This window comes from Streptosporangium sp. CA-135522, from assembly GCF_050949235.1.
GTDB lineage: Bacteria > Actinomycetota > Actinomycetes > Streptosporangiales > Streptosporangiaceae > Streptosporangium.
The window spans coordinates 8,133,410-8,157,929 of the sequence record NZ_CP192026.1; the positions used below are offsets into that span (position 1 = coordinate 8,133,410).

Here is a 24,520-nt window from a genome sequence, read left to right on the forward strand (position 1 = left end):
CCATCCCCGGACTCGGTGATCAGCGGAGGCGGACGGGAATCGAACCCGCCGCGCCGAGATGCTCGGCGCCACTGGTTTTGAAGACCAGGAGGGCCACCAGACGCCTAAACGCCTCCGTAGTTGATCATAGTCCCATGAACAACATCAGGCTCACGCAATACGGCAATGGAGGCGGCTGTAGCTGCAAGATCCCTCCGGGTGAGCTGGAGGATCTGGTCGCTGGACTCTCGCCATCCTCCGCTCCGTTGATCGGCCGGCTACTGCTAGGAGTCGATCATGGTGACGACGCCGCGGTGCTCCACGTGGACGGCGACACCCGGGCCATCGTCACGACGACGGATTTCTTCACACCTGTCGTCGACGATCCGTACGACTTCGGCCGGATCGCCGCGACCAACGCGCTCTCCGACGTCTACGCCGTCGGCGGCGAGCCCGTCATGGCCCTGAACCTGCTTGGCTGGCCTCGCGACGTCCTGCCCCTCGAGATCGCCCGCGAGGTGCTGCGCGGTGGATCCGCGATGACGCAGGCGGCGGGCTGCCATCTCTCGGGAGGACACAGCATCGATGACCCCCATCCCAAGTACGGGCTGGCCGTCACCGGCCTCGCCGATCCCGGCCGCCTGCTGCGCGTGGACGCGGGCCGGCCCGGAGTCCCTCTCACCTTGACCAAACCTCTCGGCATCGGGGTGCTGAACACGCGGCACAAGGCGACCGGGGAGGTCTTTCCCGAGGCGATCGCCGCGATGACGACGCTCAACCGCGACGCCTCCCGGATGGCGCTGGCCGCGGGGGTGCGCTGCGCCACCGACGTCACGGGTTTCGGCCTTTTCGGCCATCTCTACAAGCTGGCCAGGGCGAGCGGTGTCACCGCCGTCGTCGACAGCGCCGCCGTGCCCTACCTGGAGGGAGCCCGGGAGGCCGTCCGCGATGGATACGTCAGCGGCGGATCCCGCCGGAACCTCGACTGGATCGCCCCGCACTGCGACTTCGGCGACCTGTCGGAGAACGAGCGGCTCCTCCTCGCCGACGCGCAGACCTCGGGCGGCCTGCTGGTAGCCGGCGAGATACCGGGCTTTCCCGTGATAGGCGAACTCGTACCTCGTGGCGAACACATACTGGTCGCGAAGTAATGACCGTAATACTGATAGTGCGTGATTTATTCCAACATGTCGAGAAAGATCCTATTTAGATCACTTCGACCTAGCCGTCCGCCAGAACACCGTGGGTGAGCGTCATGCGACATATTTGATCCTTGACCCCAACTATTCGATCATGTGAAGATTCGTCGGAAATGATCTAGCTCCAGAAGTTGCCATGAAAGGCCGGGTCTTAATGGGGCATGTTTCTACCGTCCGGACGGTCGGTAACACTTTCCTTCATCTCGAGGTCGACGACGCGGAGGCGGGGTCGCTGACTCCCTGGGGCGGCCACGTCCGCTACTCCCCGAAATACGGAGGACGGAATACGACCGCCGAAACCTGGGGGCTCGAAATCGCCCACAAGTCGGCATTGACCGCCGCGGTGGCCTCGGTCCGCGGACGGGAGCGCGAGCGGTTCTCGCTGGCCGGCGGAGAGGTCGTCGTCTACGACTGCGAGGACCCGGCCGACGCCAGGTGGGCCGCCTGGCTGGGGCCGTGGCACATGGCGCACGCGCTCTTCTACAACCCCGAGTGGGAGTCGGCCGACATCGTCGAGACGTTCAGCCGCGTGACGTGGAACGACACTCCGGAGGGCCTGACGGCCGACGCGGGGCGGCGCTTCGATCTCTCCACGGCGATCTACCTGACCACGATCGCAGGTGTCGGCACCATGAAGGTGGAGGCCAAGCGCACCGAGGTCAACAAGATCCCCAAGTGGCGGGGATACAGCGCCGCCTCGGGCGAGATATGGAGGCTGCCCGCTCCGCCCTCTGGCCAGGAAACGCCGTTCCTCCTGGTCACCGACACCGCCATGGTGACCCTGTTCCCGTGGGACGCCCCGAAGCAGGGACAGCAAGGCGTGTCGGCCCGTGCGGCGGCGGGTACGCCGGAGACAGCCGCCGACTTCCTGAGCAAGGTCAAGCGCGTCGAGTGGAAGTCCTGACGTGGACCCGTTGACGGCGGTGGTCATCGTCCTGGCCATCCTCGTCGGCCTGCTGTTCGCAGCGAGCGCCGGGCTTTACCGGCGGGTGCGTGAACTGGAGCTCGCCACCTACAGCGGCGTCGGTCTGCGCCTGGCCGCAGGACCCGACACGCAGGCGAGCGCCCTGGCCGTCCCCGGCGGCACGTCGATGGTCATCAAGGTCAACCGTCGCTGCCCCATCTGCGACGACGTCCTGCTCGCGGCCGCCAAGCTGGCTGCGACACTCCCATCGGACCTGTCGTTCGCGGTGCTGTCGGACGATCCGGGATTCGACAAGCCCTTGCCGGACACCATCAGAGTGATCAAGGATCCGGCGCTCTGGCGGGCGGCGGGTGTGCCGTACACCCCGGCCCTGCTCGTCGTCGACGAGCAGGGTGTGGTGAGCTTCACCTCCCCGGTGGGCTCAGGAGAGGCGCTGGCGGAGATCGTCGAGCGAGCGGTAGCGACCAGAAAGGAAATGCAGCTGTGAAGCAGATCTCGATCCTCGACCAGATCCCCAGCGCCCACGAGATGCCCGAGCAGGCGCTCCCGTCTCAAGTGGGCGCCAAGCGGGAAGGCTGGAGCAGGCGGCGCGTGCTGGGCATGGCCACGGGAGCCGCGGTGGCGACCGGGCTCGGCGCCCTCGACCTCCTGCCCTGGTCGAAACCGCGCAGCGCCACGGCCGGCGCCTACACCGCGTGGGGGGACTGCCATGGCTACGCGGACGCCTCCTCGGTCTGCGTCCCCTCGTCGGCGCTGTACTCGGGCAACTGCTCGGGCTCGTGGCATCGCAACGACGGCGGCTCCGGCACCTGCTACAACTTCCGCTACACCCACGAGCCCAGCTCCTGCGCCGGTAACAACGCGTGGAAGTGGTACGGCGGCGGCACCTCCAGCCTCCGCCGCATGTGCTCGGACGGCTGGTACGAGTACAACGACTGCGGCGGCGGCCACGTCTATCGCTTCTCCATCTGCCGCACGGCGATCTGATTGAGCTCCATGACCGACTCCACGGCCTCGTCCTTCCGCCTGCTGGTGCCTGGCCTGGCGCTGATCACGGCGGCGGAGGCGCTGGTCCTGTCGTTCGGCCTAGCGGGCGCCGACACCAGAGGCTTCACCTGGCTGGTGGCTGCGCTCGTCGCGGGCTTCTCGCTCTCCGGCTCTGTTTGAAGCCTCAACAGCGCCTGGGTGCTGTCCTCGTCGGTCCGGCGGGGTGCTGATATCGCCGGCTTCATCGCCGGGTTGTTCATAGGCGCGGCCGCCACCACATTCGCCTTCGTGGTCATCGGCTCTCTTCTTCGCGCTCCGTTCCCTCTGATGGTTCTGCAGATCCTGGTCGCGATAGCGGCAGTTGTTTTCCTGCTTCGCGAACTCGATGTGCTCTCTTTCCCGTTGCTCCAGAACGCACGGCTGGTGCCGCAGTTCGTCACCAGGATTCCGTTCTGGGGGGCCGTACAATTCGGCGCCGAAATGGGCACGGGAATGCGCACGTATTCTCCGACGGGACTGCCGCACATCATGGCGCTCTCGATCGTGTTCCTGGCCTCGTGGCAGGAGGCGCTCATGGCGGGCGTCGGCTTCGCAGCAGGGAGGACGCTGATGCTCCTGACCTTCGTCGCGGCGCGGAACAAGACGGCGGCGGATACGGCGTTCCATTTCACCCTGCCGCGGCTGAAGCTCCTGTTCGTCATCCTCGTGGTGCCCGTGGTGGCGGTGCTGGTGATCGGATGATCGTCATCGCTGTCCGTTTCATGCTGGGCGTCATCCTGGCACTGGCCGTCCTTGGGAAGGCGCGCAACTTCGTCGCCTTCCAGGGCGGGCTGGCGAACTTCGGGCTGCACGGACGGATCGGTCAGATGAGCGCCTTCATGGTGGTAACCGTGGAGGCGCTCGCCGCCGTCGCCGCCTTCTCTCCCGCACCCGCGCTGGCCGTGGGCGTGGCGGGAACCTGCCTGGGTATGTCCTTCACCGCGGCGCAAACATATCTCCTGGTGGCAGGAGAGCAAGCGCCGTGCCTGTGTTTCGGCTCGAAGGAGCAAGCGTCGATCCGGACATGGGCCAGGGCGGCCCTGGTCCTGCTGATGGGCCTGACGCTATGGGCCGCCGCAATCTGAAACAGGCTCAACCTTCTGTGGGGGTTCGTGAGTGTTGTAGATGACGCGTTCTCGACGGAAGGCAGGCCGGTGACAGACGACGAGGGGTTCGGCGAGTTCGTGGCCGCGCGTGGTCTGGCTCTGTCGCGTACGGCCTTCCTGCTCACGGGAGACCACGGCCTTGCCGAAGATCTGGTGCAAGAGACCCTGGTCAAGGTCGCGGCCCGATGGCGCAAGCTGACGAAAGAGGGCGACCCCGAGCCCTACGTACGCAAGGTCATGCTCAACCAGCTGCGCACCTGGCGACGCCCCAGGCGGCTGGCCTTCTTCCCCACCGCGGACCTTCCCGAGTCCCTGCCTCCCGTGGATGAGTCGGCCCAGACGGAACTGAAGGTCGCACTGCTGCGAGCGCTGGGCGTCCTCGGTGCGAAGCAGCGGATCGTGCTTTATCTCAGGTTCTACGAGGACCTTTCAGAGAGCGCGGTCGCCGCGCAACTGGGCTGCTCCGTCGGGACGGTCAAGCGCCACACTCACGACGCGCTCAAGCGCCTACGACGGGTGGCTCCCCAACTGCTCGAAGTGGAGGTGCGCTCATGAACCCCCTCGGTGACGCCTATCGTCAACTCGACCAGGACACGCACAACTATGCCGACGCGGGCAGAGCACTCAGCGTGTTGCGAAGGCGTAGAGCCGGGAAGGCGGCACTGGTCGCCGGGTCGGCCGCCGTCCTTGTGATCGCCGGCGGCATCGGCCTCCAGCAACGTCTGTCCGGACCCCCCGACGTCGCGACGACCCTGGCGTCACCCACGCACGTGATCAAACCGCCCGCCACCGCACCGAGGCTGCCCTCCGCCGGTTCCGTCGGGCCGGGTGCCATGGTGTACACGGCGTGCCGGTCCGCCTGCCCCACCTTCCTGGTGCTTCAGAACGGCCAGCAGCACGTGTTGGGAGAGCGGACCGTCAATCCCCCGGGCAACATCACGCTGTCGCCCGACGGGCGCTGGCTAGGACAGCCCACAACCGGCGGATACGAGGTCAGGGACCTACTGGGGGGCACGGTGCACACACTCCAGCCTCCAGCGGGTGGCAGGGAGGACAGCGCGTACAGCCCATGGGCCTGGTCTGCGGACTCCCGCCGGCTCATCCTTGGTTACCACGCCAGTGGGGACGTCAGCGCGTACGCGGAACTGGACCTCGGGAGCGGTCGGATCACCAAGCCCGAGCTGTCCATGGGACAGGAGCCGGTCGGCGTGCTGCCCTCGGGTGAACTGCTCCTCCTCGACGAGAGTCAGTACGGCAAGACGCCACTCGATCGGGTGACGCTCAAGCTCGCGGACTCTGGGCGCACCATGGTCCTGGCCTCCGAGGCAGGGGTCCTCGCCGACGCCGACCACGGATTGTGGATCCAGGTGAGTGGCGAGCGCATCTTCACCCTGGCGCACTCCGGGGACGCCGTGACGGTCCTGGAATTCGACATCACGGGTAAGAGGGTGGCTCGCATGCCGCTGCTAGCCGATCAATATCCGGTCGGGCCAGTGGCTGACGGGTTCGCGATCATCCAGGTTCCCCAAGACCAGAGGAACGGACACCAGAAGCTGGAGTCCCTTTCGCCATCCGGGCGCCGGCTGCTGTTCGAGGTCCCCGGCCTGGCTTCCATCGTCCTTCCGGGAGCGGCCCGGCACTAACATCTTTTCGGCCGGACTCCCTCACCTACCTGTTGGACACGGAAACCTCGTCAGGTTGGTTGACCTGCGGCGATCAGCGCCCTACCGGGCTGCTGCTCGTAGTCGATCGGGCTGAGGTAGCCCAGGCTCGAATGCCTCCTTCGGGTGTTGTATCGGGTGATCCAAGCGAAGACGGCCAGGCGGGCGGCCCGGGCGGAGGGCCGGCACCTGGCCCCCTGAGCGTCTCGCCTGGCGGCGACTGCGCGCAGCGCGTCGGTCACCGGGCCGGTGCGCATGTGATCGGCGATCGACCAGCCGACCAGCCGACCAGCCGCCGAGAATGCAGGTCGATGACCGTGGCCAGGTACAGGAACCGGCCCTCGGCCAGGGGGAGGTAGGTGATGTCACCGGCGTACCGCTGGTCCGGCCCCGGTGCGGTGAAGTCCCGCTTGATCAGGTCGGGAACCTTCTGCGCCGCCGGCTCCGGCACGGTGGTGCGGACCTTCTTACGCAGGTGGAGCCCGATGACGCCGTGCTCGCACATCACCCGCTCCACCCGCCTGTGGTCAACGCGGGCCCCGTCCCGGCGCGACTCGGCAGTGACGCGGGGGCTGCCGTAGGTACCGTCGAACTCCGCGTGGATCTTCCTGATCCGATTCGCGAGCTCGGCATCGGCTGCGGCACGGGCCGCTTGACGCGGTACAGGATCAGGCGGCGCCTTGGCGTCTCTGCTCCACGAACGGGTCGACAGATGGCCTGCCCTTGCCCGTCAAATGGTTGACCCTGACGAATTCCATCCATACTGTCCGCTTCATGACCACTGCTGCCGACCAGAGAGAAACGATCCTGGAGATCGCGACTCGCATGTTCGCGGCTCTCGGATATGACGGAACTTCCCTTCAGCAGATAGCGGAGGCCGCCGGGTTCGATGTCGCCACGGTGACCTCCCAGGTGGGGAGCAAGCGGGACCTCTACCTCACCGTCATGGAACGTGCCCACGAGGCCGATCGCGGCGCGATCGAGACGGTCATGGCCCAGTTCGCTCCGCTGTCCCCCGCCGACGCCCCCCAGATGATCCACGCACTGGCCGACAACTATCTGGACTTCTGCACGTCCAACCCGCAAATCCCCGCACTCTGGGCGCACCGCAGCCTCTTCGACGCCCGGGACATCACCGACCTCGAGCGTCGCTACGTCTGGCCGCTGCACGCCCAGATCCACGAGAGCATCCAACCCGCCCTCGAGGCCGGACACATCGACGACGCTGCTGACTTCAGGTACGTCCTGTGGACGATGATCTGGTGCGTCGAAGGCTTCTGCTGCGGCGACGTACTCGACGACAAGGGCAACCGCCTCGGCCCCGATGATCAGCAAGCCCGCAGCGACTTCCGCAGGTATCTCCACCTCCTGCTCGACCGTCTGCTCACCCCGCCACGGAAGACCGCCTGACGACCTGAACACCTCACTCGATCCCTGCTTCCGGCAGGCGCGGCCTCTGGCGGATGTACCGGTCGGTAGCCGCACGATGGTCGTCGACCTTGCGCATACGCCGACCGGTGTGCGAAGCCCGCGGATGTATCAGGCAGACGTTCCGTGAGCAGGTCCCGCAGGTGGCGGCCCGTTACGCCCACCGCACCGTGGGTCTGGCCGCGCTGATCGTGGACCTGGCGGTGGTGCCGGCCGGCCGCACCGGTGCGCTCGCCGAACGGACCCGCCGCAAGCACGCGCAGGTCCACACCCTCCTCGACCAGGGGCTCGGACTGGGCGAATGCGCCCGCCGCCTGGGGGTTCACACGGTCAAACGCTACGCCCGCGTCGCCTCGGCCGACGATCTCCTGCGTCCGCCCAAGTACGGAGCCACCTTGGTCGACCCTTACCCTGAGCACCTGCGACGCCGACTGGCCGAAGAGCCCGGCGTGCCGGTGACTCACCCGCCGACCGAGATCCGCCAGCGCGGCTACACCGGCAGCGCCAACCTGCTGGTTCGCTACCTCAACCAGGGTCGCGCCGACCCCGACCCCGACCGCATCCCGCCCTCACCACGCCGGCTGGCCTCCTGGCTCATGAGCCGCCCCGACGACCTGCGAACTCGTGCCAGAGCCAAGGTTCAGCCGTCGTTGACACCGTTCACCGTTGATACCGAGCTGATACCTAGATCGCCCATGTCCGCAGGTGCTGTGGGCGTCTGATGAAGGATCATCGGCCCGCGGCCCATAGCGCTCGGCCCGGCCGGGCACCTCCAACACCTGCTGCACCCCGCAGGCTGGTCAGGGCTGGTAGGGGAGGACCTTGTCGTACTCGACGTGGAGATGGCGCGGGCCGCGCAGCGTCGAGCCAGGGCGGTAGGGCGGTGGGTCGATGACCAGGCGCGGGTTGACCAGTCGTTTCGCGAGTTCGCGGAGCGCGATCTGGGCCTCGAGCCGGGCCAGCGGGGCGCCGAAGCAGTAGTGGATGCCCCCGCCGAAGCCGAGATGCTGGATGTAGGGACGGTCGGGGTCGAAGATGTCGGGATCGTGGACGTGCGCGGGGTCGCGGCTGCCCGAGGCGAGGGCCAGCACGATGTTCGCCCCCTTGGGAATGGTGACGCCCGCGAGTGTGATGTCGTCGAGGGCGACGCGTTGCGGCAGGAAGTGCACCGGCGGCTCGAAGCGCAGCAGTTCCTCGATGGTGTGGATGATCAGGTCGGGCTCGTCGCGGATCCGTTCGAGCAGCCCGGGATTGCGCAGGAGGGTCAGCATTCCGTTGGTGATCAGGTTGACCGTGGTCTCGTGCCCGGCGAACAGCAGCAGCGCACCGGTCATGGCCACCTCGGGCGCCGACAGCGCTCCTTCAGGCCCTTCGTAGGTGACCAGTCCCGACAGCAGGTCGTCGCCCGGGTTCTGGCGGCGAGTCTGGGCGAGCTCGCCCAGGTAGGTCCCCAGCGCGAGCCGGGCGGCCTGGTTGCGCTTGGCCCGCTCGTCCGTGTCGCCCTCGCCGGCGCCGGCGGTCTCCACGATCTCCTCGGACCAGACGTGGAACTTGGGCTCGTCCTCGCGCGGCACGCCGAGCAGGTGGCAGATGACGGTGACGGGGAACGGGTAGGCGATGTCGTCGACGATGTCGGTCCGCGTCCTGCCGGCGATGCCGTCGATCAGGTCCTTGACGATCTCGTGCAGTTCCCCGCGCATGCTCTCCACCGTGCGCGGGGCGTGGGGCGGCCCGAAGTGCCGCATCGCCAGCGACCTGAGCCGGTCGTGCTCGGGCGGGTCGGTGCCGATGAAGGAGGGCGGCAGCGGTTCGGCGGGCGGCGGGTTGTCCGCCTTGCGCTTGTCCGAGCTGACGCGCGGGTCGTGCAGCAGCGAGACGATCTCGTTGTAGGTGCTGACGACGTAACTGCCGTCCTCCAGCCGCACCACGGGGGTCTTGCGGAGCTCGGCGTACAGCGGGTACGGGTTCGCCCGGTTGGCGAACTGATGGATCTGCTCGTAGATGCGTGCCGGCTCCACGGAGGTGCCTCCCCTGTCTGGTGGTTCGCGGGTGCTACGGCTGATGCCGTAGCAGAGAGACGCGGCGTTCGGCCGGGTCGTGGCCGGTCACCACGACGGTGGCGCCCTCGGCGGGAGCCAGCCGCTGCGGGACCTCCGCCGGGACCGGCCGCAGCACGTTGGATCTGCCGGCCATGCGGTAGTCGGGCGGGAACGGCGCGGCCCGCTCGATGAGGTTGCGATAGAAGTCCAGCCACATCGCCTGGTCGAAGGTGACTGCGGCGGTGATCCTGCCCTGGTAGCCGTACACGGCGACGAACCGGCGCGCTTCGACCGAGCCCTGCGCGATCACGACCTCGTCGGCGATGCTCGTCACGCCCACCGACTTGATGTTGACGCCGAACTGGTTGGACCAGAACACCGGCAGCGACAGGTGCGGCCAGCGATGGGCCTGGTCGCTGAGCATGTTGTGAGCGGCGATCTCCGCCTGGGCGACGGCGTTGCCCCAGTGCTCCAGCGACATGAACTGGTAGTGGTAGACCGGGTGCGGGAAGCGTCCCACGTCACCGGCAGCGAAGATGTCGTCGGTGACCAGGCCGTTGAGGTCGACGGCGCGGCAGCCGGCGTCGGTGGCCACCCCCCAGGGCCCCGCCGCGAGGCCCGAGCCCTCCAGCCATTCAACGTTGCGGACGGCGCCGAGCGCGACCACCGCCATGTCGGCCTCGACCGTGCTGCCGTCAGACAGCCGCGCGCCGGTCAGCCGTCCCTGCGCGTCGCCTTCCAGCTCGGTGACCGTGACCCCGCAGCGCAGATCCACGCCCGCCTCGCGCTGCATGTCCGCGACGATGTCGCCGATCACCCTGCCGAGCGCGCCGACCAGCGGAGCGGGACCCGATTGGACGACGGTCACCTCCAGTCCCAGGCCGCGGCAGACTGACGCCACCTCCGAGCCGGTGAACCCCGCCCCGATGATCAGCACCCGGTTGACGCCTGCGGCCAGCCGCCGGCGCATCAGGTCCGCCTCCTCCAGCGTGCGCAGCACGTACACCCCGTCGAGCGCGGCCTCGGCCGGGTTCGGCCACGGCCTGGCCCGCGCGCCGGTGGCGATCAGCACCTTGTCGAAGCCGATGCGTCGGCCGTCAGCGAGCTCCACCTGCTTGGCGGCGATGTCCAGCCCCGTCGCCGGGGTCCCGGCCAGCCATTCGACGTCGGTCTCACGCAGGTGCGGAAGCATGGTGCGTTCGGCGTCAACCGTGCCCGTCAGCACCTGTTTGGACAGCGGCGGCCGATCATACGGCTGGTGCCGCTCGTCCCCGATCAGCGTCACCGTGCCTTTGAAGCCGTCCCTGCGCAGGACGCCCGCGGCCCGGCCACCGGCCAGGGAGGCGCCGACGATGACGATGTGGCCGCTGCGCTTGAACTCCCCGTCGCCGTCGCTGGTGGGGTGGGACAGTTCGGGATCGACGGTCCGGTGCTGGGTGACCAGCCTGTCGACATGGAGGGCCTGGACCGGACAGGCCGCGGCCGCCTGCAGCACCCGCTCACGCTGGTCATCGCCAGGGTCGGTGTCGTACATGAGGGCTTCTTGACCGTGCATCGTGAACACGTCCGGCGCCAGGAAGACGCATTGCCCGTAGCCCTGACAGCGCGTGAGATCAACGACAACTCTCACAGCCACACCCCCGTCGAGCCGGGCCGGCACACGCCGCCAGACCCATCTGTTCGCCCTTACCCGATACCTTCTCGGCGATAAATAGGGGAAAGTCATGGTTTGGATATTTTCGCGGTCATGCGGGCATCTCCCGCTGCCGGCGGCAGGTGATCAGGACGATCAGGAGATTGCGGGCCTGTTGCGCGGTCCACACCCCGGTCGGATGGGACGTCACGCCCAAGACGTGCACGCGCCGCGTGCTGACCTCATCACGGACAACGCGTACAGGCGCTTCAGAAAGATCGTGTCAACATGGAAGAAATCGCAGGCCAGAAGTCCTGTGGCCTGCGAGCGCAGGAAGACCCGCCAGGACGTGTCGAGATGTCGGGGCGCCGGGCCGAAGCGGCGCGAGCGCGGGATGCGCCGCACGGTCACGTCGCTGACCTGGAAGCCAAGCCGCACCAACTCCCCGTGCACCCGTCGATGACCCCACGCTGGGCTCTCCCACGCCAAGCGAACGATCAAGCCCCGGATCTCCCGACTCGTCCCTGGACGCCCGGGCCGATGCCGATGGGTCCAGGCCCGGTGGAGTAGACGACGATGCCACGCCGGCAACGTCGCCGGAGTGACCAGCCGATGAGCGCGCAGCACCGCCGGCAACCATCGGGCCAACGCCGCGAGAACCGCCCGATCGGCCCAATCCGGCTTCGGCCGTCCGACCTGACGCCGCAACATCGCCACCTCATGCCGCAACACCATGATCTCCACGTCCTTCGACGCCTGGCCACGGCCCAGCGACATCAGCCAGCCGAACACCCGGACCGTGATCAGATAGAGCAGGCGAAAAGGCACAAAGTGTGGTCTTGTCGCCAAGGCCGGGCACAGCCAAACCACAGCTCAGAGCCTTCGCGATTGAATTTTGACGCGGTACAGGCACCGATCACCTACTCGAAGCGGGACGGGTCTCCGGCGCCTCTGCGGAGAATCTCGGGTTCGTCCTGCGAGAAGTCGACGACCGTCGTCGGTACGGCACCGCACTCGCCGGAGTCGATCACAGCGTCCACCACGTGGTCGAGTCTTTCCTTGATCTCCCAGCCCTGCGTCATGGGCTCGGTCTCATCAGGCAGCAGCAGGGTGCTCGACAGCAGTGGTTCGCCCAGCTCGGTCAGCAACGCCTGCGTGACGACGTGCTCGGGGATCCGGACGCCTACCGTCTTCTTCCTGGGATGCAGCAACCGTCGCGGCACCTCCTTCGTCGCGGGCAGGATGAACGTGTAGCTGCCGGGAGTCGCCGCCTTGATCGAGCGGAACAGCGCATTGCTCACGTGAACGAACTGCCCGAACTGGGCGAAGTCCCTACAAACAAGGGTGAAGTGATGGTCGCCACCAAGATGGCGGATCTCCCTGATCCGGTCGATGCCATCCTTGTTGCCCAGCCGACACCCCAACGCGAAGCACGAGTCGGTCGGGTATGCGATCAGCCCGTCCGCATGGAGGAGATCAACCACCTGACGGATCACCCGAGGTTGCGGGTTGTCCGGATGCACGTCGAAGTACTTTGCCATGCATGGGAGCTTAGAAGCGAACCCTCCGGCACATGGCACGCGACCACTGTCGATCCGTCACCCGTCACCCGCCGCCCGTCACCCGCCGTTCCCAGCCCCAAGCCCCAAGCCCCAAGCCCCAAGCGCTGCACGACCTCCTGCGCGCCGGGGGAGATCCCGTCAACCGACGAAAGGTTCCGGATGCGCCGCCTGCGGGAAGCCGCTACAAAATTCGCCTTCACGATGTTCTTAGGGCTGATCGGGTTCGGTGTGATCTTCGGAATATCCGCGCTGTTCGACCTGCCGTGGCTGGCGGACGTGCTGGGCCGCGGCTCCATGCCACCCTTCATCGGCGGGCTCGTCCTGCTGGGAATCGTGACCTTCGTCGTGTGGTTGCTGCGAAAGATCCGGAAAGGACGACGCCAGTCGGCTGAGTGACATCCGCACATGTGAATGCCTGGAGGGCATGGCGACTGCAGGCAGGGCCAAGACTGTGTGTGGAGTTGCAGTTCGGGTTGCAGTTCACCGCCGTAGCCGCCCGTTCCAGGAGGATCGCCGTAAGGCGTCGGCGCAGGAGGAACCGCTCTGAGGGGTGGTGCCCGGGCTGCTGATGCGGTTTGCCAGTGCCTATGCTTGCCGAACAGGGCCGGGGGGACAGCATGGTGATCGTGCAGCGGATCGTGGTCCGGTGGGCCAAGCGAGCACGTGGCGCCGCGGAAGCCACGCGGCGACGCGAGATCCCCTCGACGTTCGAGCTGCCACCGATGCCCGACGCTCCACTCGTCGTCCATGATCTCCTCGCCGAGGAACGGACCGGATACGCGCCGACCGCTGTCATCGGCAGCCACACATTTCCGGCGCGGCTCGATGGGCTGCCGTTCACGTTGTCCGGAGCAGCGGTCGAAGTGGTGCGGACCCAAGTGTGGGCCGCATACCCGACCAACCGTTTCCCCGGCCGGGTGTTCTTGCTTCAGCCCGGAGAGCACGGCCGCTACCGGGCCAACTTCCGTTGCAGCGGCTACAGCACCGAGTGGTACTACGAGCAATGGACCGTCAATATCGCCTACCAGCCATGGCGACGCGACTTGTTTCTGACAGAGGAGATCGACCACGACAAGGACGAACGAGTGTCTTTGTACGGCGGGCCTCGCTGACCCACACATGACGTAGTCATCGCTGCTGGTCTTGCCGATCTCCGAGCTGCTGGTCTTGCCGATCTCCGAAGGGAAATGTTCCCAGCCGTCACCGGCGTCCTGGTCGATCAACGCCAGCGTCTCGTGACGTCTTGCCTGACTGCTCCCCGTTGCATTTTCCTTTGCGGCCCCAGGACGTCCCAAGCGGTTCAGGATGGACCGCCCATGCCCTCTCAAATGCATTGAACGAACCGGTCCGCTCCTGCCTGCGACCCCACCCAGATGCCCGGGACGTCCTGGAACACGCCCTGAGGTGCCTGCGACGCTCGGCCAGGGCAGAGCCCACTAACACAGACACTTACCGCTTAACCGACAGAAACAGGATCACGCGAAGGTCGGTTCGTACACCACTTCGCTGGATGTGACCCATGCGGTCAACCTCGTAAAAACTCGACACCTGAATCCCAGACGTCCCGCTGGCGGCTGACTCGTCATCAGTCTCATGGGTGACGAGCCGGAGCGAATCGCTAGCGATCATAAGACTGTCGTCGCAAACCTTTCTCCACCAGGAGGCGATGTGCGAAACGGTGAAGCATGGTGCTCGGGCAGGGGGATCGAGGAGTTGCTTCACGAGCGGGTCGGGGCCACACGGAACATCGAATTCCAGGTTCTGGGCCCTTTCGAGGTCCACGCCGAGACTCCCGTCAGCCTCAGAGGGCCTCGGCAGCGAGCCGTCCTCGCCCGGCTGGTGGCTGCGGCGGGCACAGTCGTCTCCACGGACACACTGATCGACGATCTTTACAACGGCGCGCCACCAGTGAACGCGCTGGCCTCGATTCACGTCCAGGTGTCGAACCTGCGCCGGGCCATCGAACCGCAAAGGTCTCCCCGCACTCCCCCGCAACTCCTGGTCGCACGGCGGCCCGGCTACATGCTCGCCACGGAGAACGTCGACGCACTGCGATTCAGCAAGCTCATCACCGATACGGAACATCACCCGCCCTCGGAGTCGCTGGCCGACCTGGAGGAGGCGCTGACGCTCTGGCGCGGCCATCCGTACGGCGAGTTCGCCGGCGAATTGTGGGCGATCACCGAGGTGAACCGGCTGTACGAGCTTCGTCTCACCGCGGTCGAGCGCCGGGCTCAGGCGCTACTGGATCTCAACCGTCCCCAGACGGTGATCCGCGGGCTGGAGGCCGAGGCGGGCGAACACCCCCTCCGCGAGCGGCTGTGGTGGTTACTGGCCCTGGCCCTCTACCGCAGCGGACGGCAGGCCGACGCGCTGGCCACGCTACGCCGAGCGAGAAAGCTCATCGCCGATCAGCTCGGCCTTGATCCCGGCCCGGAACTGCAGGCGCTGGAGAAGGACATCCTCCAGCAGGCGCACACGCTCGCGTCCCCTCCCGAGCCCGTCTCCCTCTCGCCCTCCCTTCCCCCCACCGAGATGTCCCCGCCGGTTCTCCCCGCCGAGGTGTCCCCACCGGTCGGTGACGTGAGCAGGGTCGAGCCTGCCGCGCACGCTGGGCGCGCCGAGTGGGGACATCTGGTCGGCCGGGGACGACAGCTCGCGAAGTTGAGGACCCTGCCCCTCCTGGTGGACCGCAACGGCGTGGTGATGGCCGCGATGAGCGGTGAACCCGGCATAGGCAAAACCCGCCTGCTACAGGCGTTTCACAACGACTGCGTTGAACTCGACTGCCTGGTGCTGTGGGGTCGCTGCCATGAGGCAGAGAGCGTTCCGCCGCTCTGGCCGTGGCTTCAGGTGTTGCGCGAGCTGGCCGACATCGTCCCGCCGCCGGATCGCCAGGCGCTGGCTGGAGTGCTGGACGATGAGTGGCCCAAAGGCCCTCCTGGGACGGCGTTACGCCATCGCAACCAGCTCATCGCGCAATGGCTCGTCGAGGCAGCACGGCTTCGGCCCCTGGTCATCATCCTGGACGACCTGCACTGGGCCGACTCCGCCACACTCGAACTACTCAGGGACATCGCCGTACTGTCCAGCGGTCCGGCCAGGAACGTCTCGCTGACGCTGGTCGCCGCATTCCGCGAGACCACACTCCATGGGACCGCACTCCGTGAGACCGCATTTCATGGGACCGCATACCGCGAGACCGCATACCGTGACCCGGCAACGCACCGTGACCCGGCAACGCACCGCGACCCGGCAACGCACCGCGACACCGCCCCGCCCGGCGCCTTCAAGCTCTCCGTGGACGAGGTCCTGTACCAGCTCGCTCGGTACGATCTGATTCGTATCCGGCTCACCGGCCTGAACACCACGGAGGTCCGGACCCTCGCCCAGGAGATGGGCGTCACGGTGGACGACACCGCTGCCGAGCGGCTGGCGGAGCGGACAGGCGGCAACCCGTTCTTCGTGTATGAGAGCGTCCTGCTCCTGGCCCAGGGACAGAAGCAGGACACCGTACCCGACGCGGTCGCCGACCTGATCCGTCAACGGCTGGCCGCGCTCGGTCCCCAGACGACCGCCGTGCTCCGGACAGCCGCGGTGATCGGCCGGAACTTCGATCCCGGCATGGTCGCGGAGGTGTGCCGGGCGTCGGATTCGGTGCCGACGCAGGTCTACGGCCTGCTGGACCGGGCCGCCCAAGCCGGACTGATCATCAGCGGTAACGGCGTCATGACGTTCGTCCACGACCTGGTCAGAGAGACCCTGATCGGCGACATCCCGCCCCTGCACAAGGCGATGATCCACCGGGAGGTCATGACCGCCCTGTCCTCCAAGCCGAGCACCGACGTGACCACCATCGCGCACCACGCGATCGAGGCGGGTCCGGCGGCGTACCGGGAGGCGGCGCACTGGGCCCGCGCGGCGGCCGAGCAGGCGAGCCTGCGCCTGGCGTACGAGGAGGCCGCTGCCTGGTGGGGGCGGGCCGTCACCGCACACGGCGCCTGCGGCGGCGACCCCGCCGAACACGTGGAGCTCATGCTGCACCAGGTACGCGCCCTGCTGACCACCGGAGACGCGATGGCCGCCCGCCAGGTCCGCGCGCAGGCCGTACGCGTCGCCAATCGCGCCGGAGCGGGCCCCGAACTGATCGCCCGCGCCCTGACCGCCCTGGACACCCTGGCCGTCTGGACGCTGCGCAACCCGTACGAGCCGGTGGAGTCGTCACTGGTAGAGCAGTTCGAGGCCACACTGCGCGCGTTGGATGGCCGGCCCCACCGATGGACTGGTCGTGGCTGACCATGACCTGCTTGCAGGGCGCGGCCCAGGCCGCCGTCGGCGACCTGCCGGCGTGCCGGACGACTCTCGAGAAACCGTTTCCCTACGCCCCTCATCGGCGCAGGACTTCGAAGGTCGAACGTTCACCGCGTGTCGCCTCGGCCGCCGCCCACCCGCGACGAATGCCTCTGCAGCCGAGGCGACCCGCTTTCGACCGCTTACCTACCGCGAGTGTCCGGTCCGGCCGTTCCTGCGGTGGACGTCAGGAGAGGGTGAGCGTGATCAGGGAGGCGAGAGTAACGCAGGTGACCGTGCACGGAGACAGAGCGCTCTCCGTCTCGCCGGGAAGCATGTCCAGGGCGTTGATGTCGAGTTCCATTGATTTTCCCTTTCATCGCGGAGGACCCCCGCCGATACCGCGGCGATCTCCGTAACCGCCGGTCCATCCGGCGGAGTCTGTGTGGTCGGACCCGGCGTGGTTCCTGCCGTGCCGCTTCACCGGCGCGGGTGGGAACTTTCTGCGCGGGGGCCGGCCAACGTGCCGTCTCCACCACGGATCTGCCGGGACGTCGGGTCCATCGGCCCGCCAACGTGCCGCCTCCGTCACTGACCTGCCAGGACGTCGAGTCCATCGGCCCACCGGGTGGTGTCTGCCTCGGTGCCGACCGAATCGCCGCTCACTTCGTCCTCTTCCTCAACCGAATTCCTCAACCAAGTTCCTCAAACAAGTTCCTCAACCGAGACCGCATCCCGCGTCCGTGCCGGTACGGCGAATTCGTCGTACGGGGACAGCATCGTGGCGGGCACTTATGAATCACTTTCGACTGGAATGACATAGCGCTCCCGACTCTTGTCTTCAAATTTCGTCAATCACCGAAATCGCCGGGACGGAAGACGCTGTTGCCGTGCCCAGACCTCCCCGGGCCGGGCGGCAGTTCGCCCAAACCGTCCTTAACGGTTGCTTATAGCCGTCACGGCTGGAAGCGGCGGAAGTCTTTAAGGCCGCGATAAGCCCCTGCCGGCAACCTGGTCAGCGCCCGGAGAAGGCGCGAAAGAACCCGTCATGGACGAGATTCGAGCGGCCACATCAAACGAGCGGCTCGACCTCGGCACGTATCAGACGAAGACGAAGGGGACTCGGCGTTGTGAGTGAGCTTGGTGCGGCCGTGGACGGCATCTCCCGCGTGGATTGTCACGTCCTGGCGGACATCGCCCGGGCGACGTTGCGCCGGGTGACGAACGAGACGGGCGGGACGGGCGGCTCGGAGACCGAGGACGCCCCAGGATGGGAGTTCAAGGTCGATTCGCCGTGGACGTACGTGACTCCTGCCGGACAGGCCACGCAGGCGCAGGGCTGGAAGCTCCACCTGTCGGCCACGCCGCTGTCGGCACCGCTGGTGCTGTCGCGCGCGGTACGGGTACTGGGGCGTCGTCGCTGCCCGTTCAAGTACGCCACCACGGTGGACGAGCTGGTCCGGCTCGTGGGACGCAATCAGGGCCGCGGTTCGGTGGGCAAGTTCATCACGGTGTATCCACCGGACGACGAGGCGGCCGTGGAGATCGCGGAAGAGCTGCACAAGGCCACCTATGGCCTGCCGGGCTCGCCGATCCTCTCTGACCGGGTCTACCGGCCGGGCAGTCTGGTGCACTACCGCTTCGGGGTGTTCTCCGCGCCCCGCGTGCTCGACAATGACGGCTACTACGCCTCACGGCTCGTCGCGCCTGACGGCACTCATGGGACCGACGAGCGCAAAGCGTGGTATTCCCCGCCGGCGTGGGCGACCTGCCCGTTCGACTCAGGCCGTGCCCCGGTCAGGACCACCGCGCCGGAGGCGGTCCTGCTGGCCGATCGGTTCGTCGTGCGCGAGGCGATCCGGCACGGCGCCAAAGGCGGGGTGTTCCTGGCGGAGGACCGCGCGACCGGCGCTCAGGTGGTGATCAAGCGGGCGCGCCCGCATCTGGGCGCCTGGTTCGACGGCCGCGACGAACGTGATCGGATGCGCCACGAGGCGCGCATGCTCGACCTGTTCGGACCGCTGGGCATCACGACGCGCACGGTGCTGCTCTTCGAGCAGAACGACAACCTGTTCCTGGCGCAGGAGCGCGTCGAGGGCACCGCGCTGAACACATGGTCGAACAGCGCCCACCGCGAGCGGCCGGCCCGCGACCAGCCGGGCACCGTGGTATCCGTCCTGCGGTGCCTGGTCGAACTGGTCGCCACCGTTCACGGACAGGGCTATGTGCTGCGCGACCTGACGCCTAGCAACGTCATCGTGACCACCGACGGCGACTGCCGCCTGATCGACCTGGAGATGGCCGCCGTACCCGGCACCCCGGTCTCCTACGCCTACACTCCCGGCTTCGCGCCGCCCGAACAGATGAACTCGGCGCAGTACGGTCCCGCCCTCGGTGAGGAAGCCGACCTGTACGCGCTGGGGGCGACGGTATTGTCCGCGGTCGCTTCTTCCCCGCCCCATCTGAAGGATCAGCCCGCCGGTTCCCGTTCCTGGGACGAGCGGATGGAAACGGTGACGCGGGTCGCGAGCGCGGGCGACCCGATGGCGACCGCGCTCTCTCCGCTGATCCTGGGCCTTATGCGGGAGGATCCCGCACAGCGCTGGGATCTGCGGCGGGTACGGGCGTTTCTCGATGAGATCGACGTGGAGCAGATCGGTTCCTCTCCCCGGACGGAGGGCTTCCGCCTGGGGGTGGCCGAGCAAGACCGCCTGCTCCATGACGGGATCGCCTACTCGCTGCGCGCCATGTCGCCCGGGACGGACACCGCACCGTCCGCCCACCTGTGGCCCTCGGCTTCAGCCCTGGCGGCTGATCCGTGCGCCGTCCAGTACGGCTCGGCCGGAGTGATCGCGCTATGGGCCACGCTGGTGGATCCCGCTCGGGCGGGTGACGCCCTGCCGCCGGAAACACGTGCCGATCTGACGACCGGACTGCGGAAGGCCGCGAACTGGACGGTGCGGCGGCTGGCACGCGAGCGCCGGCCCTCACCGGGGTTGTATTTCGGCCGGGCCGGTATCTCCGTGGCTCTGTACGAGGCGGGCCGCGCGCTCGGCGATGAGAGCCTGCGCACCGCCGGCCTGGAGTTGGGGCTGAGCCTGCCGACCACCTGGCCGAACCCGGACATCTGCCATGGCGCAGCCGGGACGGGGATGGCGCTGCTGCACCTGTGGCGCGCCTCGGGCGACACACGGCTGCGGGACCTGGCGGACGCATGCGCCGACGGCCTGTTGAAAGCGGCCAAGCAGACCCCGGAAACGGTGACGTGGCCCATTCCCGTGGATTTCGATTCCAAGCTGGCGGGTGCCGAACACTACGGCTTCGCCCACGGCGTCGCCGGGATCGCGGCGTACCTGCTGACCGCCGGAGTCGAACTCGATCGTGACGACTGTCTGGAGACCGCCGTGCTCGCCGGGGAGACCCTGGTGGCGGCGGCCGAATACCAGGGCGAGGCCGCCTGGTGGGCGTCGGGCCCGCTGGATGGGCAGAAGCTGCCGCACTGGTGCAACGGATCCTCCGGCGTCGGCACCTACCTCGTACGCCTGTATGCGGCGACCGGAGAGCGGCGCTTCCGGGACGCCGCCCATGGCGCCGCGGTCGCCGTACACGACGCTCGGCTGAACTCGGGGACGGCCTCCTGCCACGGCCTCGCCGGTGACGGGCTGTTCCTGCTCGACATGGCCGACCTGCTCGGCGAGCCCGCCTATCACGAGCGGGCGGAAGAACTGGCCGCGTGCCTGTGGACACGCACCGTCCTGCGCGACGGACTGCTGGTGGTGCCGGACGAGAACGACACCGAGATCTCCATGGGCTGGAACACCGGGCTGGCCGGAGTGCTGGACTTCCTGTACCGGCTGCGCCACGGCGGGCCACGCCGGTGGATGGCCGAGATGGACGACGGTGCGCGGGCCCGCGGGGCCGGGGCGTGATGATCTCGGCAACGAAGAGCCGGGCCGGCGGCGCGACCGGCGAGCAGGAGCGGCCGTTCGTCCGCAGGCTGAACTTCCGTTTCTCCCCCGGCGGGCGGTACGCCGCCTGCCTGGCCGCAGATGACCACGATTCCCCGATGAGCCCGGAACTGTGGGACCTCACCGGTCTCGCGCCCCGCCCCCGGAGGGTGCGCACCCAGAACGGCGAGACCATGGCGAGCGTGCCGCTCCCGACGGATGAAGGCGACCTCCTGCTGTGCCGGTCCGGCGCCCACGGCTCGCGGCTCACCTTCGTCCCCCACCCGGACAGCGGGAAGACGGTCGAGGAAGTCGAGCTGATCAGTGTCCGGAGAGGCGGTCTCCGGCTCTTACCCGGCACGGCCCGGATCCCGGCCCTGGTGTTGGAGACGGACGGGGACACGAACACCGTGGTGTGGCGCCTGTCCGGTCGGACCGCTCCACTGGAACGGATCGTCCGGCTGCCGTACCCGGTCGGCGGAGGGGTCTGGCTCGATGAGAGCGGTAACAGGCTCGCGCTGGTCTCCACCGAGCCCGGAGCCGGCACCATGGTCCTGGATCTGTCGCAACGCGACCTGACCGCCCTCGGCCTGCCCGCTGGCGAACATCTGCTGCTGGCCGCGCCGCACGGCGGAGTGCTTCTCACCGCCGCACGACAGGACGGCGGCCACCGGCTCGGCGTCCGCCGTCTCGGCGACCGGGGGCCGGCGGCCTTCCCCGATCGGCTCAACGGGATCGAGGGCACCGTCACTCCGCTGGCGCTGGATCCCACCGGACGGCTCCTGGCCTTGTCGGTCATCCGACGTGCCCGTTCCCACCTGCTGGTCCACGACCTGGTGGCGGACAACACGAGCGAGATCGAGCTGCCCCCCGGCGATTTGCATCCGACCGCCCACTGGTCCGGCAGCGGCCTGCGACTGATCCACAGCGCCTCGGACCGTCCGACGGGCGTGATCACCGTTCCGGAACCGTCCCGGCCACGTCCCCTCGCTCCCTGCGACGGGCACCGGTCCCGATGGACCGCCGCCCGGACGCGGCAGTACGCCGCGCCGGCGGGGACCACGGAGGCCATCGTGTACGGCGACCCGGTCAGCAGCCGGCACCTGGTGGTGGCGCTTCACGGAGGCCCCGAGGCCGCCTGGCGGCTCGGATTCGACCCGTTGTTCCAGCGCTTCGCCTCCGAGGACATCGCGGTGGTGGCGCCCAACCAGCGGGGAAGCACCGGATACGGTGCGACCCACCGCTACGCCGTCCACGGTGCCTGGGGCGGTCCCGACCTGGCCGACATCCTGCACCTGGGCCGTTCTCTGGTCGCCGAGCGCGGCCCGGACCGGCCTCGGCCCATGCTCTACGGGGCGAGTTACGGCGCGTACCTGGCGCTGCTGGCCGCGGCCGCGGAGCCGGGCCTGTGGGACCGTGCCACGGTCGTCGCGCCCTTCCTGTCCGGGGCGCTGCTCTACGAGGACGGGCCGGGATCGGTCCGCAGTCTGATAGACCGGCTCGGCGGTCGCGAGGAGATCCGGGATGACGACCTCGGTCCACGTGATCTGCTCCGGCTGGCCGACCGCATCCGGCTACCGCTCCTCATCGTGCACGGTGAACAGGATCCGATCATCCCGGTCAGCCATTCTCGTCGCCTGCACGACCGGCTGCTCCGGACCCGTCACCTCCACGGCGCGCCCATGACCTACCTCGAGGTTCCCGGAGCGGGTCACGACCCGCTGTCCGGCAGCGGCGAACACGCCATCACTCGCCACGTGCTCGAGTTCTTCCGCACCGCAGCAACCTCGCCCCGTTGAGGCGCGAAAGGCTCGCCCCGTTGAGGCGCGAAAAGCAGCGGTGCCGTGCTTCGGCCGTCCGAAGCACGATCAGAGCACGATCAGAGCACGACCGGAGCACAGCCCCCGCACGTCAAGCGGAACGAGCCCGGCTCACCTCAAGGTGTGCTTACACGTGTTCTCGCCGCTGTCGTTGGTGGCGACCACCTTGCCGTCGACAAGGATGCGGCACTTGGCCGGTTCGAGCATGCCGTTGGAACCGCGGACCGAGCCGGGGATGACGGAGACCAGATAGCCGGCCTTCTGTTCAGCCTTGGTCAGTTCGATTGTCACGGTCTTCTTCCAGGGGAGGGTGACATCCGACTCGCTGCCGTTGGTGTCGGCGAAATAGGCGATCGGCTGGTAGAGCTTGCCCTTGCCGTTCACCTCCAGGGTGACCTCGTGGGCCTGCGTCTCGGACGCGGGAGATCCCGCGGGTGACTGGCTCGACGCGGGAGGAGCGGCGGGGGGCGACGCGGATGCCTTCTCGTCGGTGCCGCCGCAGGCGGCAACGGTCAGAGCGACCATCGCGAGCAATCCAGGAACTCGCCCGTTCATTATCAACTTGGACATGGCGGCCAAGGTTACCGGGGTCCGCCAGCGGTTACGCGCCGCCCAACGCCGAACGCGTCATCCGATCTGGCGCATAGAACGCTTGGAAAAATCGATCTCCTACCCCTCGTCGGCGACGACGGCCGGGACGCGACCGAGGCCGCTGTCCACGAGCCGAACGTCGCTGCCCGACCTCGATCTCCGCGTGCCGTCAGCCGTTGATCAGCCGACCGGTCAGGCGCGTGTGCTCACCGAGGTCACATCGCGAACCGGTGGCTTCGCGCCGATCGCGGCGATGGCTTGGCCCGCCTGTCCGGGTGTCTTTCACGGAGCGTTCTCGTGATCGGCGAGGACTTCATGGATCACGTGCCGTGCGTTCGCCGCGAAGACCGGATTCGTGTCCTTGTAGTACGGAAGCGCGATGAGTGCGATGGACAGGGCCCGGCCGCGTCCGCGTGCCCAGGTCGCGTCGTCGACCTGGAGGGCCGTGCGGAAGTCGTCGCGCACGCCGGCCGGGAGAAGGTTCCACGCGACGATCAGGTCGCAGGCGGGGTCTCCTACGCCCGCGGTGCCGAAGTCGATGACGCCGCTGAGCCGTCCTTGCACGACCAGCAGGTTTCCTGGCATCAGGTCGGAGTGGATCCAGACGGGTGGACCCGCCCACTCGGGAGCCTTCAGGGCGGTCTCCCACGCCGCGGTCGCCGCGTCGGTGTCGACCGTTCCTCGCAGTTCGTCGATCGCAGCGCGCGTTGGAGCATCCAGCACCGCCAACGGCCCACCTCGGTAGGCGGGCGGTCCGTCCGGGAGATCGATCCGGCGGAACGCGGTGACGAACTCCGCCAGATCCTTCGCGAGCAGGCTCGGCTCGGTCAGGCAGTCGGCGGACGGGTTCTCGCCGTCGAGCCAACGGTAGACGGACCACGGCAGGGGATGGCCCTCAACGGGCTTTCCCGCACCGAGCGGGACGGGAATGGGCACAGGGAGGAGTGGAGCGAGCCTCGGTAACCACCGCAGATCCTTCTCGACCTGCGCGGCGGAACCAGGCCTGCGGGGTAGACGCACGGCCATGTCGTCGCCGAGCCGGTAGATGGCGTTGTCGGTGCCGGAGGAATCGAACGACTCGACGGGGAGGTCCGCCCACTGCGGAAACTGCGCGGCGACCAGCCGGCGCACCAGAGGGACGTCATGGTCTGTCTCGTCCGCATGCATCTTGCCGGAACGCATGAACACCTTCCTGACCTGGAGTGAAGCCGCCGCATGGTACAGACGACGCGCCTGGGCGGCGGTTCCCGCCGCACGCCGGCCGAGGTTCATCGGACCGATTCCGGACGCGCCTGTCAAGTCGTATCCCGATGG

Annotated in this window: 24 protein-coding genes, 1 tRNA gene and 1 pseudogene; 17 read left to right on the top strand and 9 right to left on the bottom strand. The window is 67.9% G+C overall.

The annotated features are described in order from the left end of the window. Nucleotides 1-22: 22 nt before the first annotated feature. Nucleotides 23-116 (bottom strand) — tRNA-Sec (locus ACQPYK_RS38370). An 18-nt stretch (nucleotides 117-134) separates the two neighbouring features. On the opposite strand from ACQPYK_RS38370, the gene selD reads away from it, so the two are divergent. The 9 genes from selD (at nucleotide 135) to ACQPYK_RS38415 (ending at nucleotide 5,878) form a co-directional block, all read left to right on the top strand. After that, nucleotides 135-1,130: a selenide, water dikinase SelD gene (gene selD, locus ACQPYK_RS38375; protein ID WP_433242606.1), complete on the top strand. Its 996-nt coding sequence runs from the start codon at nucleotides 135-137 to the stop codon at nucleotides 1,128-1,130. Nucleotides 1,131-1,509: 379 nt separating this feature from the next. Continuing rightward, nucleotides 1,510-2,082 (top strand): hypothetical protein, encoded by a 573-nt coding sequence (locus tag ACQPYK_RS38380; RefSeq protein ID WP_433242609.1) that lies wholly within the window; start codon nucleotides 1,510-1,512, stop codon nucleotides 2,080-2,082. A gap of 1 nt (nucleotide 2,083) precedes the next feature. After that, nucleotides 2,084-2,590, top strand: coding sequence for a hypothetical protein (locus ACQPYK_RS38385; protein WP_433242612.1), 507 nt, complete (start codon nucleotides 2,084-2,086; stop codon nucleotides 2,588-2,590). Beyond that, complete coding sequence (locus tag ACQPYK_RS38390; protein ID WP_433242615.1) at nucleotides 2,587-3,090, top strand: hypothetical protein; 504 nt, start codon at nucleotides 2,587-2,589, stop codon at nucleotides 3,088-3,090. The genes ACQPYK_RS38385 and ACQPYK_RS38390 overlap by 4 nt, the downstream gene beginning before the upstream one ends. 9 nt (nucleotides 3,091-3,099) lie before the next feature. After that, nucleotides 3,100-3,270, top strand: a complete 171-nt coding sequence (locus tag ACQPYK_RS38395) for a hypothetical protein (protein ID WP_433242618.1) — start codon at nucleotides 3,100-3,102, stop codon at nucleotides 3,268-3,270. A gap of 18 nt (nucleotides 3,271-3,288) precedes the next feature. After that, entirely contained in the window at nucleotides 3,289-3,831 is a 543-nt protein-coding gene (locus ACQPYK_RS38400; protein WP_433242621.1) for a hypothetical protein, read from the top strand. Further along, nucleotides 3,828-4,214: a MauE/DoxX family redox-associated membrane protein gene (locus ACQPYK_RS38405; protein ID WP_433242624.1), complete on the top strand. Its 387-nt coding sequence runs from the start codon at nucleotides 3,828-3,830 to the stop codon at nucleotides 4,212-4,214. Before ACQPYK_RS38400 ends, ACQPYK_RS38405 begins: the two co-directional genes overlap by 4 nt. A 69-nt stretch (nucleotides 4,215-4,283) precedes the next feature. Next, nucleotides 4,284-4,790, top strand: coding sequence for a SigE family RNA polymerase sigma factor (locus ACQPYK_RS38410; RefSeq protein WP_433242627.1), 507 nt, complete (start codon nucleotides 4,284-4,286; stop codon nucleotides 4,788-4,790). Then, nucleotides 4,787-5,878, top strand: coding sequence for a hypothetical protein (locus ACQPYK_RS38415; protein WP_433242630.1), 1,092 nt, complete (start codon nucleotides 4,787-4,789; stop codon nucleotides 5,876-5,878). Before ACQPYK_RS38410 ends, ACQPYK_RS38415 begins: the two co-directional genes overlap by 4 nt. Nucleotides 5,879-5,928: 50 nt before the next feature. On the opposite strand, the pseudogene ACQPYK_RS38420 reads toward ACQPYK_RS38415, so the two are convergent. Next, nucleotides 5,929-6,557, bottom strand: a pseudogene (locus tag ACQPYK_RS38420) (IS3 family transposase); the annotation flags it as partial. Between the two features lie 113 nt (nucleotides 6,558-6,670). On the opposite strand from ACQPYK_RS38420, the gene ACQPYK_RS38425 reads away from it, so the two are divergent. Next, nucleotides 6,671-7,306: a TetR/AcrR family transcriptional regulator gene (locus ACQPYK_RS38425; RefSeq protein ID WP_433242633.1), complete on the top strand. Its 636-nt coding sequence runs from the start codon at nucleotides 6,671-6,673 to the stop codon at nucleotides 7,304-7,306. A gap of 161 nt (nucleotides 7,307-7,467) precedes the next feature. Further along, complete coding sequence (locus ACQPYK_RS38430) at nucleotides 7,468-8,046, top strand: hypothetical protein (protein WP_433242636.1); 579 nt, start codon at nucleotides 7,468-7,470, stop codon at nucleotides 8,044-8,046. Between the two features lie 78 nt (nucleotides 8,047-8,124). Here the strand turns inward: ACQPYK_RS38430 and ACQPYK_RS38435 are convergent, their stop codons facing one another. The 4 genes from ACQPYK_RS38435 to ACQPYK_RS38450 form a co-directional block, all read right to left on the bottom strand. Beyond that, on the bottom strand, nucleotides 8,125-9,342 hold the full coding sequence (locus ACQPYK_RS38435; RefSeq protein ID WP_433242639.1) for a cytochrome P450: 1,218 nt from the start codon (nucleotides 9,340-9,342) through the stop codon (nucleotides 8,125-8,127). 34 nt (nucleotides 9,343-9,376) lie between these two features. After that, complete coding sequence (locus ACQPYK_RS38440) at nucleotides 9,377-10,993, bottom strand: FAD-dependent oxidoreductase (RefSeq protein WP_433242642.1); 1,617 nt, start codon at nucleotides 10,991-10,993, stop codon at nucleotides 9,377-9,379. A gap of 210 nt (nucleotides 10,994-11,203) precedes the next feature. Next, on the bottom strand, nucleotides 11,204-11,824 hold the full coding sequence (locus tag ACQPYK_RS38445) for a hypothetical protein (RefSeq protein WP_433242645.1): 621 nt from the start codon (nucleotides 11,822-11,824) through the stop codon (nucleotides 11,204-11,206). Between the two features lie 92 nt (nucleotides 11,825-11,916). Next, nucleotides 11,917-12,537 (bottom strand): L-threonylcarbamoyladenylate synthase, encoded by a 621-nt coding sequence (locus ACQPYK_RS38450; protein ID WP_433242648.1) that lies wholly within the window; start codon nucleotides 12,535-12,537, stop codon nucleotides 11,917-11,919. 180 nt (nucleotides 12,538-12,717) lie between these two features. Between ACQPYK_RS38450 and ACQPYK_RS38455 the strand changes: the two genes are divergently transcribed. From ACQPYK_RS38455 to ACQPYK_RS38465, 3 genes are all read left to right on the top strand, one after another. Next, complete coding sequence (locus tag ACQPYK_RS38455) at nucleotides 12,718-12,954, top strand: hypothetical protein (RefSeq protein ID WP_433242651.1); 237 nt, start codon at nucleotides 12,718-12,720, stop codon at nucleotides 12,952-12,954. 221 nt (nucleotides 12,955-13,175) lie between these two features. Next, the gene (locus tag ACQPYK_RS38460; RefSeq protein WP_433242654.1) at nucleotides 13,176-13,670 is read left to right on the top strand and encodes a hypothetical protein; all 495 of its coding nucleotides are present in this window, start codon (nucleotides 13,176-13,178) and stop codon (nucleotides 13,668-13,670) included. Between the two features lie 556 nt (nucleotides 13,671-14,226). After that, nucleotides 14,227-16,854, top strand: coding sequence for a BTAD domain-containing putative transcriptional regulator (locus tag ACQPYK_RS38465; protein ID WP_433242657.1), 2,628 nt, complete (start codon nucleotides 14,227-14,229; stop codon nucleotides 16,852-16,854). 241 nt (nucleotides 16,855-17,095) lie between these two features. Here ACQPYK_RS38465 and ACQPYK_RS38470 read toward each other — a convergent pair whose 3' ends face one another. After that, the gene (locus tag ACQPYK_RS38470) at nucleotides 17,096-17,212 is read right to left on the bottom strand and encodes an ALQxL family class IV lanthipeptide (protein WP_433242660.1); all 117 of its coding nucleotides are present in this window, start codon (nucleotides 17,210-17,212) and stop codon (nucleotides 17,096-17,098) included. 766 nt (nucleotides 17,213-17,978) lie between these two features. Here ACQPYK_RS38470 and lanL point away from each other — a divergent pair. Beyond that, a complete protein-coding gene (gene lanL / locus ACQPYK_RS38475) occupies nucleotides 17,979-20,777 on the top strand; it encodes a class IV lanthionine synthetase LanL (RefSeq protein WP_433242663.1) in 2,799 nt (932 codons plus the stop codon). After that, nucleotides 20,777-22,594 (top strand): alpha/beta hydrolase family protein, encoded by a 1,818-nt coding sequence (locus tag ACQPYK_RS38480; RefSeq protein WP_433242666.1) that lies wholly within the window; start codon nucleotides 20,777-20,779, stop codon nucleotides 22,592-22,594. Before lanL ends, ACQPYK_RS38480 begins: the two co-directional genes overlap by 1 nt. A gap of 132 nt (nucleotides 22,595-22,726) precedes the next feature. Here ACQPYK_RS38480 and ACQPYK_RS38485 read toward each other — a convergent pair whose 3' ends face one another. Further along, complete coding sequence (locus tag ACQPYK_RS38485) at nucleotides 22,727-23,185, bottom strand: hypothetical protein (protein ID WP_433242669.1); 459 nt, start codon at nucleotides 23,183-23,185, stop codon at nucleotides 22,727-22,729. On the opposite strand from ACQPYK_RS38485, the gene ACQPYK_RS38490 reads away from it, so the two are divergent. Further along, nucleotides 23,184-23,507 (top strand): hypothetical protein, encoded by a 324-nt coding sequence (locus tag ACQPYK_RS38490; RefSeq protein WP_433242672.1) that lies wholly within the window; start codon nucleotides 23,184-23,186, stop codon nucleotides 23,505-23,507. The two genes, ACQPYK_RS38485 and ACQPYK_RS38490, sit on opposite strands and share 2 nt — an antisense overlap. Here ACQPYK_RS38490 and ACQPYK_RS38495 read toward each other — a convergent pair. Next, complete coding sequence (locus tag ACQPYK_RS38495; protein ID WP_433242675.1) at nucleotides 23,489-24,388, bottom strand: aminoglycoside phosphotransferase family protein; 900 nt, start codon at nucleotides 24,386-24,388, stop codon at nucleotides 23,489-23,491. The two genes, ACQPYK_RS38490 and ACQPYK_RS38495, sit on opposite strands and share 19 nt — an antisense overlap. Between the last annotated feature and the right edge of the window lie 132 nt (nucleotides 24,389-24,520).

What these genes read in the sequence shown, in the direction of transcription:
- ACQPYK_RS38480 (WP_433242666.1), top strand. Translation starts at nt 20,777, where the DNA reads ATGATCTCGGCAACGAAGAGCCGGGCCGGCGGCGCGACCGGCGAGCAG.
- ACQPYK_RS38395 (WP_433242618.1), top strand. Translation starts at nt 3,100, where the DNA reads ATGACCGACTCCACGGCCTCGTCCTTCCGCCTGCTGGTGCCTGGCCTG.
- selD (WP_433242606.1), top strand. Translation starts at nt 135, where the DNA reads ATGAACAACATCAGGCTCACGCAATACGGCAATGGAGGCGGCTGTAGC.
- ACQPYK_RS38460 (WP_433242654.1), top strand. Translation starts at nt 13,176, where the DNA reads ATGGTGATCGTGCAGCGGATCGTGGTCCGGTGGGCCAAGCGAGCACGT.
- ACQPYK_RS38490 (WP_433242672.1), top strand. Translation starts at nt 23,184, where the DNA reads ATGGCGGCCAAGGTTACCGGGGTCCGCCAGCGGTTACGCGCCGCCCAA.
- ACQPYK_RS38425 (WP_433242633.1), top strand. Translation starts at nt 6,671, where the DNA reads ATGACCACTGCTGCCGACCAGAGAGAAACGATCCTGGAGATCGCGACT.
- ACQPYK_RS38415 (WP_433242630.1), top strand. Translation starts at nt 4,787, where the DNA reads ATGAACCCCCTCGGTGACGCCTATCGTCAACTCGACCAGGACACGCAC.
- ACQPYK_RS38405 (WP_433242624.1), top strand. Translation starts at nt 3,828, where the DNA reads ATGATCGTCATCGCTGTCCGTTTCATGCTGGGCGTCATCCTGGCACTG.
- ACQPYK_RS38455 (WP_433242651.1), top strand. Translation starts at nt 12,718, where the DNA reads ATGCGCCGCCTGCGGGAAGCCGCTACAAAATTCGCCTTCACGATGTTC.
- ACQPYK_RS38485 (WP_433242669.1), bottom strand. Translation starts at nt 23,185, where the DNA reads ATGTCCAAGTTGATAATGAACGGGCGAGTTCCTGGATTGCTCGCGATG.
- ACQPYK_RS38470 (WP_433242660.1), bottom strand. Translation starts at nt 17,212, where the DNA reads ATGGAACTCGACATCAACGCCCTGGACATGCTTCCCGGCGAGACGGAG.
- ACQPYK_RS38495 (WP_433242675.1), bottom strand. Translation starts at nt 24,388, where the DNA reads ATGCGTTCCGGCAAGATGCATGCGGACGAGACAGACCATGACGTCCCT.
- ACQPYK_RS38450 (WP_433242648.1), bottom strand. Translation starts at nt 12,537, where the DNA reads ATGGCAAAGTACTTCGACGTGCATCCGGACAACCCGCAACCTCGGGTG.